The organism is Prevotella sp. P4-98 (genome assembly GCF_002251405.1).
Taxonomy (GTDB): Bacteria; Bacteroidota; Bacteroidia; order Bacteroidales; family Bacteroidaceae; genus Prevotella.
The window spans coordinates 29,578-43,019 of record NZ_NPJC01000032.1 but is presented as its reverse complement, the minus strand read 5'-3'; the positions used below and the strand labels follow the sequence as shown (position 1 = coordinate 43,019).

Annotated in this window: 11 protein-coding genes; 2 read left to right on the top strand and 9 right to left on the bottom strand. The window is 48.5% G+C overall.

Annotated features, from left to right (window positions below; genetic code table 11):
• Positions 1-174: 174 nt before the first annotated feature.
• The 7 genes from ccsA to CIK96_RS05030 all read right to left on the bottom strand — a co-directional run bounded on the left by ccsA (position 175) and on the right by CIK96_RS05030 (position 9,606).
• Entirely contained in the window at positions 175-2,178 is a 2,004-nt protein-coding gene (gene ccsA / locus CIK96_RS05060) for a cytochrome c biogenesis protein CcsA (RefSeq protein ID WP_094439973.1), read from the bottom strand.
• 34 nt (positions 2,179-2,212) lie between these two features.
• Complete coding sequence (locus CIK96_RS05055) at positions 2,213-3,355, bottom strand: Rid family hydrolase (RefSeq protein WP_094390093.1); 1,143 nt, start codon at positions 3,353-3,355, stop codon at positions 2,213-2,215.
• 14 nt (positions 3,356-3,369) lie between these two features.
• Positions 3,370-4,083, bottom strand: a complete 714-nt coding sequence (locus CIK96_RS05050) for a hypothetical protein (protein ID WP_144007490.1) — start codon at positions 4,081-4,083, stop codon at positions 3,370-3,372.
• A gap of 23 nt (positions 4,084-4,106) precedes the next feature.
• Entirely contained in the window at positions 4,107-5,393 is a 1,287-nt protein-coding gene (locus tag CIK96_RS05045) for a porin (protein ID WP_094439971.1), read from the bottom strand.
• Positions 5,394-5,456: 63 nt separating this feature from the next.
• The gene (locus tag CIK96_RS05040; RefSeq protein ID WP_371592454.1) at positions 5,457-6,866 is read right to left on the bottom strand and encodes a di-heme oxidoredictase family protein; all 1,410 of its coding nucleotides are present in this window, start codon (positions 6,864-6,866) and stop codon (positions 5,457-5,459) included.
• Between the two features lie 148 nt (positions 6,867-7,014).
• On the bottom strand, positions 7,015-8,166 hold the full coding sequence (locus CIK96_RS05035) for an imelysin family protein (protein ID WP_094439969.1): 1,152 nt from the start codon (positions 8,164-8,166) through the stop codon (positions 7,015-7,017).
• 39 nt (positions 8,167-8,205) lie between these two features.
• Positions 8,206-9,606, bottom strand: a complete 1,401-nt coding sequence (locus CIK96_RS05030; protein WP_094439968.1) for a hypothetical protein — start codon at positions 9,604-9,606, stop codon at positions 8,206-8,208.
• 218 nt (positions 9,607-9,824) lie between these two features.
• Between CIK96_RS05030 and CIK96_RS05025 the strand changes: the two genes are divergently transcribed.
• Both CIK96_RS05025 and CIK96_RS05020 read left to right on the top strand, forming a co-directional pair.
• Complete coding sequence (locus tag CIK96_RS05025) at positions 9,825-10,202, top strand: hypothetical protein (protein ID WP_094439967.1); 378 nt, start codon at positions 9,825-9,827, stop codon at positions 10,200-10,202.
• Positions 10,203-10,282: 80 nt separating this feature from the next.
• Positions 10,283-11,242 carry a LuxR C-terminal-related transcriptional regulator gene (locus tag CIK96_RS05020; protein WP_094390086.1) on the top strand — a complete coding sequence of 320 codons (960 nt, stop codon included), beginning with the start codon at positions 10,283-10,285 and terminating at the stop codon, positions 11,240-11,242.
• A gap of 4 nt (positions 11,243-11,246) precedes the next feature.
• Here the strand turns inward: CIK96_RS05020 and CIK96_RS05015 are convergent, their stop codons facing one another.
• Both CIK96_RS05015 and CIK96_RS05010 read right to left on the bottom strand, forming a co-directional pair.
• On the bottom strand, positions 11,247-11,870 hold the full coding sequence (locus tag CIK96_RS05015) for a response regulator transcription factor (RefSeq protein ID WP_254046710.1): 624 nt from the start codon (positions 11,868-11,870) through the stop codon (positions 11,247-11,249).
• Between the two features lie 400 nt (positions 11,871-12,270).
• Positions 12,271-13,431, bottom strand: a complete 1,161-nt coding sequence (locus CIK96_RS05010; RefSeq protein ID WP_173815665.1) for a sodium ion-translocating decarboxylase subunit beta — start codon at positions 13,429-13,431, stop codon at positions 12,271-12,273.
• Positions 13,432-13,442: the final 11 nt, after the last annotated feature.

The window sequence follows — 13,442 nt, the reverse complement described above, 5'->3', positions numbered from 1 at the left end:
TGCGAGCGGATGCAATGTAATGATAAATTGTGTGTTATGCGGCTTTGTGAAAGGATGTGGAAAATAGAATTTTGATGGCGTGAGCAACCAAGTGGCGGCTTTCTGCAGATAGATACTCTGCGAAAGCATAGGGAGAGTGATGGGGCAGAAAGCTGTTTGTAGGCTGTGCGTGCGTCATGCATAGCTGTGCATGCCACCAAGGAAATAGTTGACACCGAAGTAGGTCATCAACACCGAGAAGAATGCGATGAGCATATAAAGATGGTATGCCACAGGTCGATGGGGCGCAAAGAAAGTGGTGCGGTGTAGTGGAATGGCATAAACGAGCAGGGTGATGAGTGCCCAAACCTCTTTCGGATCCCAGCTCCAATACTTTCCCCACGACACGTTAGCCCATACCGCACCGAGGAATATGCCGCCTGCCAACAGGAAAACGGCCGGATATAGCATCAGTTGAGACAGTACGGTGAGCAGTTCCTCGTGACCGGTATGGCCACGATGATGGGCTATCAGTGCCACTATGCCACTCATCATGGTGAAAGCCAAGAGTGCATAAGCCATCATGACGAGGCTGACGTGGATGGTGAGCAATGGCGACTGGAGTACGGGCATGAGTGATGTAATCTGCGGATTCATCTCGCTCAGATGAGCTACCAGTAGGGTGAACCCCGACAGCAGCAGGGCAAACGGAACGATAATAGATAGGCGGCGATGGAGCATCACACCGACGGTTTGCAGCGCAAGAGCGAGAAAAAGCATGGTTTCAAAGCCGTTGCCCAAGGGGATGCGACCGCTGATGTACCAGCGCAAAGCATAGCCTGCCACCAATACCAACCACGATAGTCCTCCCAAGAGGCAGACCGTTTGCCATAAGCAATGGCGGAAACGAAACGCAGGGATGAGCAACAGGCAGAATGCCAATATGCCCAAGGTGAGATTGGTCATAAACAGCAGACTGACAAAGGGTATGCGGTTGTAACATATCTCTGCCACGAGGCGGTGCTGATTGATAGCCACACCACTTGCCGGGCGCAACAGTTCACCTTCGGTGAGCATCAGTATGATGCCCACTTTCTCGTCGAGCTCTCTGACAGCCTTAGTTTCCCCACCGATGGCAATGAGTTGTTGCAGTCGATACTGACCTGTATTGTCGAAGAGATCGGCAAGGCGGGCATATTTACCATCGATGCCCAACTGTTGGCGCAACTTGCTGTCTTTCACCAAGAGCATTGGTTCGTCAGACCAAGTCTCAGGACGCTGCATCCAACCATATAACACTTGTTCGGCAGTAAGTCCTTTATAGGAGGTGCGCCCATAGAGTTTAAGTAGGAAATCGCGTGCCAGCGTGTTGAGTGGTGCTATTCGGTCGTTATAGACCACCGGCATTTCAGCCAACCGATTGGCTCGTTCTGCCGTGATAGTAGGCACACTTCGGGCATGTACAGACATGGAGCAAACTATCAGCAGCATGAGTGTAGCACCTTGGCGCAACAGGGGTGACCGCAGTAAGCGACCGAATGTTTCGCGCCGGTCGATGAGCAACCAGACCATCGATAATGCCAGTAATACATAGCCGCCATAGCTGATGGGAGTGCCCCATGGGTCGTAGTTGACTGTAAGTACCGAACCTTGACGGTCAGGGTCAAACGATGTTTGGTAGAAACGATAGCCCTCCACCTCAAGAATATGGTTCATCGAGATGGTGGCTTCATGGTGTTGACGGTCTGCCGTAATGTAGGTTACCTGGCTCTGAAAGTCTTGTGGCGCCTCTGTACCAGGATAGCAAACTACAGAGAAACCTTGTAGGGTCATCTGCTGAAAAGGCAATGATGCCGACAGCTGTGAGTCTTTGATGGTGTAGCAATCTGCCGGTTGGCCTTTGCGCAAATGGAGTGTGCCCTCGCTACTGGTCAGCCATGAGGCGGCAGTCCCTGCCAGTATCAGCAACAGCGCAGCATGAAGCAACATCACACCCAGTCGCCGCCAGAGGCGCATGCGCCATATAGCCGCCATGCCTCCCAAGGCCATCAATGTCCAAAGCGCAAAGAACCATGAGGTGTGATAGACATGTGTGGCAGCATACGAAGCCCCATGGCGTTGCTCCACGAAGGTGGCAACAGCCATGGTGGCTATGAGTATGGTCATAAGCAGCGTGAGAACGATGCGGAGATGCTTCATCTTTGGATGTTGTAACGTAAACTTTACAATGTTATCAGAATGGGTTGTACTGCGGGTGGAGGGTCTTGCGCACTGCCATGCACTCCATTTCAATCAGCCACCCCGGTCGGCATACTGGTGCATGGACTATCACGTAGGGATGTCCAGGGAAGCGTTCGGCAAACAACTGACTGACTACAGCATAGTCGGCAGTGTCGCGCAGATAGACCACCATCATGCCTACGTCCTCCATGGTGCAGTCGGCTTCAGCCAACAGCGCTTCTACATTCTCCCACATGCGGTGGGTCTGACGGCGAATGTCCTTGGGATAGACAATCTGCCCCTTGTTGTCGATACTGGCAGTGCCCGATATAAACACTTGTCGGCGGTCGCCATAATCGACCATGGTGCCTCGCTCAAAGCTCACACCATACTCGCTGGTGCGGTTCAGGTGGGTAGGAGCATAGAGATATGCCACTTGCTCTTTCTCAATACCAGCCACGGCATAGGTGTCCAACTGTGTCAGCACGTTAGGGTCTGCCTGTCTGCCACCAATGCCGGTAGAGGCTATGAAGTGGGTCTTGGCAGTAAGTCCTTGGGTGAAGAAGAACTGGTTTCTCGCACGCACCACACCGCCATAGTTCAAATCCACATCGTTGACAAAAAACCAAGTGCGTATGCAGTTGTCCTTCAGCGTGCATCCCTCCTCAATGAGCTGCAGGTTGTATTCGTTGAAAAGCAGGCGAGTCTGATATTCAGAGTTGGTTGCCATGTTGTGGGCACTGCCGCTCCAAAGGTGACGGTAAGCACCGTGGCGCACCTCATAAAGGCCACTTTGACCTATTCCGGTCTGTACGTCGGTCATCAGATAAACCCACAGTGCCACCTTGGTGCCGTCGAGCGGAGCCTGCTGGATGATACTTTTGGCACAATCGGTCATATCTGCGGCAGCCACTTCATCTTCCTGATTGGCAGAATCGCTTAGGAAATAGCGCTTGAAGATGCAGCGTGCACCATGCAAAGTGTTTTCTACCAGTGTGGAATAGGCATCCATGATGGCTTGCAACTGCTGTGGAAAATCCATAGTGGCATCATCGACATGGATTATGGCATGGTATTCTTTCACTGCCGTGTCATTGTCGAAACAGAAGATGTCGGCATGTGCCTTTTCGTATTGTATCGTGTTCAGTCTATTCATATCTTTCTTTGATGTTATTGCTCTGCACCTCCGTCAATCCAACTGTCGATAAGGGGCAGGATAAGTTCTGCGTTCTTTTCCGACACAAGGTCGAAGTGGTTCATAGAGATACCCTCTACATGTTCGTTGTGTAGCACCATATGTAGCACACTCTCTGCGGCATTGCCAGGCGCTACGAGTTGGTGACCTTCCACTTTCCTGGATGCCACACCTACCAGTGCTGCATACGATTTGCCTGCCGTAAGGTTGAGGCCTGCTGCGGCATGGTTGCTTGCGCCGTGGCAGTTGGCACAGGTTGTGTTGAGGTATCCCTGCTGTATAGCATTGAGCATACTGGCATCTACGGTGCCCAACTCCAGTCGGATGGTGTCGCGCACACCTTCGGTTGCCACTTCGCTAAACGTCACTACATTTCGGCGCAGACGGTCGAGCACACAGAGGCGAACACTCGTCACCTGGTCGGGAATATTGTTCAGCGTCATGCTCACCTGTCCGTCGGCATTGGCCCGAACGGCTTTAGAGATGCTGGCATAGTCATCGCCTTCGGCAAAGCCTGCCAGTGACACGGTGTAATTATCGGTCCAATGGTCCAAACCAGTAATGGTTGCCGTGAGTCGGGCTGATTGTCCGGTGGTGTCAACAGCCACCTCATTATAGATGCGTCCGTCGTCGCAGGCTGCCAACAGCAGTACAGCGATGGCAGCAAATGCGAAGATACGGATTTTCATTGACTTATACAAATATTTCATCATTAAAAAGCAAATTGCATCATGATACATGCGGTATGGGTCGCAATGCCGAGGTCATCGAGGTCGCGGTCTAATTGTGTGGCATGTCCGGTACGACCGATATACTGATACATGGCAGACAGTTTCAGATTGGTGTTAGGTACAAAATAGTTGACCACGGCTGCCGGCATGTTGAGAAAACCGTCTTTTGAAGAACCATTGCGGTCCATGAAGTCGTAACGCACGCCCAATTGCCATTGTGGAGCAACGAAATAGCCTGCTTGTGCATATCCTCCCCAGAAGTCATAAGTCTTGTCTATCTTCTGACGGTCGGTGAATCCAACATGCATGTAGTAGGCTTCGGCAGCAAAATACCATTTGTTTTTCAGCCAGGCAAACTCCAAACCGGCGCGGAAGTCGTTGGTACTCTCGTTTTCTGCCTCGTTGTTGTAGTTGGCGCTGATGCCGATAAGCATCTTGTCGAGATGTTGCATCTTGGCATTACCCTGTGTCATGGGCATCGGACCATTAGGCATATAGGTCAAACGACCAGCGTAGAGCAGTGAAGGCAAATGGTTGTCGTCGCTGAAACCTTTGGTGGCACTGTTGACAGATGACCCTGTTCCGTTGAAAAGTCCTGCTTCATAGCCAAACTTATTGTTGATGACGCCATGCACCTCAAAGCCCAAGTCGAATCCGGTGCCTATGCTTGGGGTGACGGCATTGAGGGAGTAGGGCAGGATGCTGCTTGCAGTCAGCGAAGTGGGAACCTGTGGAAACAATGTCTCGCCAAGTGTGGTGAGGTAGGCATGTGTGAAGGGTGTCTTGAATTTACCAGCGCGGAAACGCAAGGCAGGACTAACGGCATAGTCAATCCATGCCTGTTGCAACACATTGCCACCCGATGCTGCGGCATTGATACTGATGTTGTAATCGATCTTACCGAATGCCTTACCGGTGAAACCGATGATGGCATAGGGAATGGCAAAGCCACTGTTGGCAATGTTATCTTGATTATAGGCTTTGTCAAGTCCCTCGTCGTCGTAGTATTTCATGTTGAGCGTACTCTGCACATACATATAGGGCTTGAACACGAAATTGCCATCCTTAGACTGAAGGGTGAAGCCACGGTCGTCGGCAATGGGCAGCACGCCGTTCTCCATATCCATTTTGCCAGTGGTGTTGTCGGCACTCTCGGTGTTGGCGTTGGCAGCAAATTCGCTGTTGTTTTCTATCTTTTCTGTCTCGGCAAAAGCACCTGCTGAGAGCAGAGAGACCATAATGATGGCCATGATTCTGTTGTATTTCATTGGTTGTATTTGTTGGTTTTTACCTGATTGTTGTTGGATGATACGTCTGACAAGATGCTTGAATTAAAGTGACCAAAGGAATTGTATCAGCTGGTTGCGCTGTTGTTTGGTCATGTTCTTAAACTTGTTTTTGGAGGCTTCGCCCTCGCCGCCGTGCCACATAATGGCTTCGGTGAAGTTGCGAGCCCGGCCATCGTGCAGGAAATAGGTGTGTCCGTTTACCTTTTTCTGCAGACCGATACCCCACAGCGGGGTGGTGCGCCATTCGTTTCCACGAGCCAGACCACTCACAAAATTATCGTTCAAACCCACGCCCATGATTTCTGAACCCATGTCGTGGAGTAGATAATCGGAGTAGGGGTGTATGGTTTGTCCTCCAAGCCAAGGCAATGTAGTGCCTGCCAGCAAGGTGGTGCCGCGCTTTTTGGTATGCAGCGTAGTGACGTGGCACAGTTGGCAGCCTGCCTGATAAAAGAGTTTCTGACCTTCAATGACGTCGGGATCGTTGACATTGCGACGGGCAGGAACAGCAAGTGACTGCATGTAAAGATCGACATCTTCCATCTGTTCGGTGGTGCAGTCCAGTTGTTGATAGGACAATCCCATCATCGAACCATCCTTCATCTGTGATTGTCCTTCACAGATCTCCTCTGGATAACGGCTGTTGGTGAGGCCCATATCGCTCGAAAAGCCCAGTTCGACGGTCAAATCGACATGTTGTGCCTTGTTGCCGGAAAGTCCCAGTTGGCGCACGCCACGCTCGGTGATGTAGTTGCAGCGACCGCTGATGCCCCATTCGGGATAGTTGCTCTTGCGTGCCAATGCCTCTATTTCGTTGGGGTCGAGCGCCATCATCTGCCCCATACCTACGTGGCGAAGCGGAACACGAACGGTGCAGAAGAGATCCTCAGGACGGATACTGTCGGCATACCATTCGGTGATATGCCATTTAGGGACGCAGAGCGTGTATTTTTCACCGTCTGGAAAGGAGTATGTCATCGAGTCAATAGTCACTTTTAGTTTGCCTTCAGGCTTCACACCATAGATGGCTTGGTCGTGAATGACGCGGCCATAGTTGGGAAAGAATGTTCCGTTGCGGCGAGTGATGTAGATCAGCGAGGAGGTAAAACCGTACTGTCCGGATCCGTCATCGCTTCCGTTTTTGAAGTTTGTCCAATAGGTTGGTTCCGTGCGACCGGCATTACGGTGGCAACTGCCACAAGAGTAGCCTGCATAGACAGGGCCGAGACCGCCGCCATAGCCATTCTCGTTGGCAGATTTGACATTGTCGTAGAGTTGGTCGCCAGAGCTGAACCGTGAACTATAAGCCCCTGATAGCCATCTTGCGCCTTGGTCGTAGGCCACCGATGAACTATAGAAACCGGTGGAAGTGCCTGCTGATAGTTCGTAGCCAGTGGGCACATCGATGTCGGTCACATCGAGTTTTTCATCGTCGGTGCAGCTACCAAGCATGGCCAGAGCGGTCAACAGCAAAGGGAAATGCAGCCATTTATTCATGTTTAGTATGTTTCTTTTTGTTTGCCACGATAGCGAAGGCGAGGAAATGGTGACTTTCCTGCCTTCGCCATGTGTGGATAATATGGTTCTTGTGTTCGCAATTTTATTTCACGGTGCGTGCTTTACCATCTTTGAAGATGAGGAATTCCAGTGTGTGGAAACCGCGGAGGCTCTGTGCTGATTCTATCTTGTCGTCGCTCTCGCCTTCTTTCCAGTTGAGGTTAGAGAAGTCTTGCGACTTCAGAATCTGTACAATCTGTGACTGGTCGAGAGGCCAGCTGTCCATGTTGGGGTCAAGTCCAAGCTCATCAACAGGACCGAAGAGGAAGGCCTCACTCTGTTCCCAAGGAGCACGAGCATCGAGCCATGCCTGAGCGCAAGCAGAGAAATTTGCATTTGAAGGACTGGCCTTGAAAGCACGAACTGCGGTGTCGAGAGCTGCATTCTTTTCTGCCAATTCCTTGTAGGTAGGCAGTACTACTGCATCAACATACTGTTTGACGATGGGATCAAGAGTGGCATCGTCGTTGATGTTGGCATCGAAATAAGGTTTGAGTTCCTGTTCGATGAAGTTTACGAGGTCGGCACAGGCATTCATGGCAGCTACAGTTTCGGTGGTGTTGATATTGTTGCGGAATGGCTGTGTAATAGCATAGATGGCATCGGCTGCTGCGGCAATCTTCTCCTTGGCTTCGGTATCGAGTGTAGCATTCTTCTTGGCGAGTAGTGCTGACAAAGAATTGCTGTTGATGCTACCATCGCGTGAACCATAATAGGCATTGCGGATAGAGTAGATGTTGTTGCGATAGTCGTCGCGAGAATGCCAGCTGTACCATGATTCTACGGCATAGAGTGCTTCGGTCTTGTTGCCAGCTGTGTATTTGCTGTATGGGTCGCCAATCTTGGTGTCGCCAACCTCACCTGCAATGTCGATACATCCTTCGAAAATCTGATCCACACAGTCGATGGCTGACTTATATTCTGTGGTGTTATGGTTCTTGAAGGTGTTGGCATAGCCATTGTTCCATTGGTTGTAAAGGGTGTTGGCATCCTCTTTCAGCAGGTTGGATACAGTTACCATGTAGTTTGCCCATTGCTCGGCATAAGCAGAACTGTAGTCAAGATCTGATGCCTGACTGGGGTCGATGATTGGATTGTTGACGTCGTTTTTGTCATCGCCACAGCTGACAACAGTGGCGGAGAGTGTGCATACTGATACCATCAGCAGTGCGTACTTAATAAACTTTTTCTTCATGAGTCTGTATTGTTTTGTTGCTTATAATTTGCTTATTGGTTATTTCTTAGCGAACCACAGCATGTATGCCACACCGATACGCAGTTCGTTTTCGCTATTGTATTGGCTCGTGCCAAACATCTTGGAGGTGCCTATCTGACGAGTGGTGTAGTCGGCTTTGACTACCAAGTTGGGTAATGGACGCCAGTTGGCACCGATACTCCATAAGCTGACTTGGCATCGCTTATCGGCAATCAAACCTGATTCACATTTCTCTTGTGGGTTATAATAGTTGTAGTGCACGAAAGGATAGATAACGGGGAAGTGGGATACACCGGGGAAAAACGATTTGAGGTTCACACCTACTTCGGCGCTCCAATCTACTGCGCGCTTGGCAACAGGTCCCATACGACTGTAAGGCGACTTGTTGGAGTAGTATTTGTTGGCGGCAGTGAGTCCTGTGGTCTCAGTGATATTGCCAGAAAGGTAGTTGGCACGTGCGGTTACATAACGGTTGCTGTACTGTGCATCAAAGGAGTAGACCAGTACGTTGATGTCGCCCATGTTGGCATAGGTAATGAGTTTGTCGGCGTTTTTGCCTGCCTTGGGATTGTAGAACATAGATGCTCCGACTCGCAAACCGGCTATTCCGCGCCAATCCAGACGTAGCGTATAGGCAGGAGCAGTGAAATTGTCGGTTTCAAGAAATCCTTGTTTCCCTCCTTGTATCCAGTTGTATGAGTCGAAACCATTGGGGTTCAGACCTGCTGTTACCAGTGCTTGATAATCGAAAGTGGCAGCTCCTTTGCCTACTGTACCGAATAGTTCTACACCAGTCTCGTGCCAGGTAGAAGCCATAATCGTGGTCGCACCCTCTGGTCGTGCGGCTGTAAAGAAGTTCAAAGGTTCGTGATGGGCGTTGGTAAGTCCTACGGGAATGATGAGATGTCCTACGCGAACATTGAATTGTGGAGCGATGAGTCGGGTGATGTGGAATTGTTCGAGGGCAACTTCGCCACCTTTTTCCATTTCTGTTTCATATTCGCCATTCTCACTGCCTGACTGTGCTTCCATCTCTACGGCAGAACCTGTTCCACCTGCTTCGAATTCTATTTCGGCAGAAAGAATCCATTTGGGAGTAATCTTATATTCGCCTTGAAGGATGAAGCGAGGAATGGAAATCTCGTTGTGGTTGATCTTTGTATTGCCTACGCTATTGCCATAGAAGCGGTTCAATCCGTAATCTTTGAAGGTGGCAAGCATCTCACCGTAGCTTCCGATGCGCCATTTTTCATAGTCGTTGCTGTTACTCTTTTGGGGTTGAGCGGCTTTTGGCGCTGTCTCATTGCTTGTTGTTGCATCCTGAATTAGTGCATCGTTGTTGTCTTGTGAACCGATGGCCATTGCGGAAGTAGCGGTCAACAGGCCAGCTGCCATCATCAGAAATTGTCTCTTGTTCATGTCTTTGCGTCTTGTATCGTTTATTTTTCGGCTGCAAAGGTACGGTGCTTTGATGAGGCATGCAATACTCAAAAAATGTGAAATAGTGTAACGAAGGCTTTATCCGCGATACTTAATCGTGGTGATATAAAATAGTTTTAAAGATTTTCTTTTTGCTCTATTTGTTTTGTATAATGCGCTCTTTTTGATAACTTTGCACGTTGAAATCAAACGTTACAATGGGAAGAAACAAATATTCGGCTGATGAAATCAAACAGATAGCCAAACTGCTTCGCCTGAAAAATGCAAGCAATAGAGCTGGACAGAAACAAGTGCGTCACGACTTGCGCACGCAGTTTGAATTTAATATCTCTGACTTTAATGAGCCTGGAAAGGCTTTCGGTGAGGAAGAACTCCACGAGGCAGTGCGTCGTGGCGCTATTCAGATACTTGATGATGCTACCATTGAGGCGATGAAAGCCAAACGGGCACGTGATAAAGCGCGCGATGAGGCAGCCCGCCAGCAAGAAGCACTTGACAAAGGAGAACAGACCGACTGGCAGGAGGCATTGCGCGAATGGAAAGAATGGGAGAATCAGAACGATACCCAAAAATAGGTATTGTGGTTGGAAAGTATTGTCGGTTTGTCTGAAAATGACTAATTTTGCAGCGTATTAATATATATAGGTAAGCAACAATGAAAACTCTGAAAATGTATGAAGCAAGCGATAAGATGGTGACGCTTATGCGCGATAACTATCATCTATTGCAGACCTTGGAGAGCTTTGGCATTCATCTCGGATTTGGAGATAAGACTGTAAAAGAGATGTGTGAGGAGAATAATGTGGATACTTATACCTTTCTCGCTGTGGTCAATTACACTATTAACGGACATACGGACTTCAATGACGATGCACAGCTCGATGTACGTACACTGTTGCATTATCTGGAAGCGAGTCATACTTATTTTCTTGACTATCAATTGCCAACCATACGCAAGAAACTGGGTGACTGTTTGGACAGCGATAATGCCCTCGGACAATTGATAATGAAGTTCTTTGATGACTATGCCAGAGAAATACAACGTCATATGCGATATGAGGAAAAAACTTTGTTCCCTTATGTGGAGGCATTGCTCAATGGTGAGGCAAAGAAAAACTATAATGTTGATACCTTCTCCAAACACCATGAATCGACAGACAGAGTGCTGATAGAACTTAAACTGATGGTGATTAAATATCTGCCTTCAGACGGCAAAACCAACAATAAACTCATGGCGGCGCTATACGACATCTATAACAATGAAGAGTGGTTGCGTAATCACGCTAACGTGGAAGACTACATTTTTACTCCTGCCATACGCAGATTGGAAAACCAACTGAAGCAAGATAAGGTGACGCGAAATATCTCTACGATGGTCAATAAAAGCGGCAATGATAATAATGACATGCTATCAGACCGTGAACGGGAAGTGATAGTTTCATTGGTTCAAGGCATGGCGAACAAGGAAATCGCCGATCATCTCTGTATCTCGGTCAATACGGTCATTACCCATCGAAGGAATATTGCTCGCAAACTGCAGATTCATTCGCCTGCAGGACTTACTGTTTATGCCATTGTCAATGGCTTGGTAGATATTTCAAGTGTAAAACTATAGCCGATCAGATACGGTTGATATCCACATAACCGTTCATCACAGCATAGATGGTGAGTGCGCTGACACTCTTGATATTGAGTTTCTCCATAATGTTACGGCGGTGGGTGATGACGGTAGAGAGACCTATATGTAGTTGGTCGGCAATCTCTTTGTTGATGTGACCTTCTACAATCAGTATCATCACCTCTATTTCACGATCACTCAATATTCGAGAATTTGATTCCCCCTGCATATTGGGTAAGTTGCGTCCGCCCTTGTGGGCATGTTGTTCCATCGCAAGCAATTGCTTGATAAGGTGATCTTCTGGTTGGTTAACACACAATGAATGAAAGCCTGATAAACCTGATGCTTCTTCGTTCTGTAGCGTCAGCACGATAGTTTTACGCTGGCGTTCCATGAAAAACGAACGATGGCGCAATACCACGCTGATATCTACAAAATAGTGGAAATAACTATCAGGACGATTGGCTTCCAGTTCTGTAAGTGTACCGTAGGTATCTACTTCCATGATAGGCATTACGTCTTGGAGAATATGGCGAAGCCCCAATGCTGCAAGTGCATTAGGATCGATGATGGCAATGCGTGGTTTGGGCATGACTGCCCCCTGTTGTGTATTGTGTCTGTCCATTGTGTTTTCGAAAACTTCCGCAAAGGTAAAATGAATAATTGGTTCTACCAAATTTTTTTATAACGAATCTGTTTGATGGATATACCATTCAGGCTGTTAGTCTGCTGAGAATATAGCATCTACTTGCTTTAGTTGGGGTTCGGTCGATGTTCGACAAACGCTGAAATAAGCCATCGAACACTACCGGTAAGGCTATGTCATACAAAGTTTTAAACTCAAGTGGTGTTCGAGTGTCCGATAATAATTGAAAACTGAAATTTATGTATGCTATCATACCCGCGTTTGGAGTATGATGAACCTTCCTGTTAAACCACTGATAGAGGCTGAAAGACACGCGGGAAAACAAAAGCAGGACTTCCCAAAAGAGAAATCCTGCTGATGATATCATGTCTTTGCTTATCTACGAAAGGAAACCAAGCAGGGTACCGGCAGCAACAGCCGAACCGATTACACCGGCTACATTCGGACCCATGGCGTGCATGAGAAGGAAGTTGTGACGGTCGTATTCCAATCCGAGGTTGTTGGAAATACGTGCTGCCATAGGTACGGCACTTACACCAGCGTTTCCAATCAGTGGATTCAACTTCTTATCCTTTGGCAGGAAGAGGTTCATAATCTTCACGAAACATACACCGCTCATAGTGGCGATGATGAATGCACCAGCACCGATAGCGAAGATATAGATGGTGTTTATAGTCAGGAACTCTGATGCCTGAGTAGAACAACCTACGGTCAAACCAAGGAGCATTACCACGATGTCGTTCAGAGCAGCACCAGCTGTCTTTGCCAAACGAGTGGTCTTGCCCGATTCTTTCAGCAGATTACCGAAGAAGAGCATACCCAAAAGAGGAAGGCCTGAAGGCACGAGGAATGTGGTGAGAAGCAATCCAACGATTGGGAACAGAATACGCTCGGTCTGACTTACCTGACGCGCTGGCTTCATCTTGATGACGCGCTCCTTTTTGGTGGTAAGCAGACGCATCAATGGTGGCTGAATCAGTGGAACAAGAGCCATGTAGGAGTAAGCACAAACAGCAATGGCACCCATGAGGTTGGGAGACAATTTTGATGAAAGGAAAATGGCAGTAGGACCATCGGCGCCACCAATGATAGCAATACCAGCAGCCTGGTTTGGCTCGAAACCCAATAGCAAAGCGAACATATATGCACCGAAGATACCAAACTGTGCTGAGGCTCCAATGAGCATCAGTTTAGGATTGGCCAACAGGGCAGAGAAGTCTGTCATGGCACCAATGCCAAGGAAGATAAGTGGCGGGTACCATCCCTGGCGGACACCTTGATAGAAGATGTTCAGCACAGAGTTGTCTTCATAAAGTCCAATCTCCAGTCCGGCATCAGCACGGAAGGGAATATTGCCCAGAATGATGCCTAATCCAATAGGAACAAGCAATAGGGGCTCGAAGTCCTTCTTGATGGCAAGCCAGATGAAAAGCGCTCCGACTGCTATCATGATGAGGTTTCCAGCCGTAGCATTGGCAAAACCAGTGTAGGTCAGAAACTCATTGAAGTTTTCTGCTATGAAATGTAAGAAATCCATAATCTTGCGTGTTT

Coding starts and splice junctions, on each gene's coding strand:
- CIK96_RS05040 (WP_371592454.1), bottom strand. CDS start 6,866: ATGCTTGGTAGCTGCACCGACGATGAAAAACTCGATGTGACCGACATC.
- CIK96_RS05020 (WP_094390086.1), top strand. CDS start 10,283: ATGAAAACTCTGAAAATGTATGAAGCAAGCGATAAGATGGTGACGCTT.
- CIK96_RS05050 (WP_144007490.1), bottom strand. CDS start 4,083: ATGAAAATCCGTATCTTCGCATTTGCTGCCATCGCTGTACTGCTGTTG.
- ccsA (WP_094439973.1), bottom strand. CDS start 2,178: ATGAAGCATCTCCGCATCGTTCTCACGCTGCTTATGACCATACTCATA.
- CIK96_RS05045 (WP_094439971.1), bottom strand. CDS start 5,393: ATGAAATACAACAGAATCATGGCCATCATTATGGTCTCTCTGCTCTCA.
- CIK96_RS05035 (WP_094439969.1), bottom strand. CDS start 8,166: ATGAAGAAAAAGTTTATTAAGTACGCACTGCTGATGGTATCAGTATGC.
- CIK96_RS05015 (WP_254046710.1), bottom strand. CDS start 11,870: ATGGACAGACACAATACACAACAGGGGGCAGTCATGCCCAAACCACGC.
- CIK96_RS05030 (WP_094439968.1), bottom strand. CDS start 9,606: ATGAACAAGAGACAATTTCTGATGATGGCAGCTGGCCTGTTGACCGCT.
- CIK96_RS05055 (WP_094390093.1), bottom strand. CDS start 3,355: ATGAATAGACTGAACACGATACAATACGAAAAGGCACATGCCGACATC.
- CIK96_RS05025 (WP_094439967.1), top strand. CDS start 9,825: ATGGGAAGAAACAAATATTCGGCTGATGAAATCAAACAGATAGCCAAA.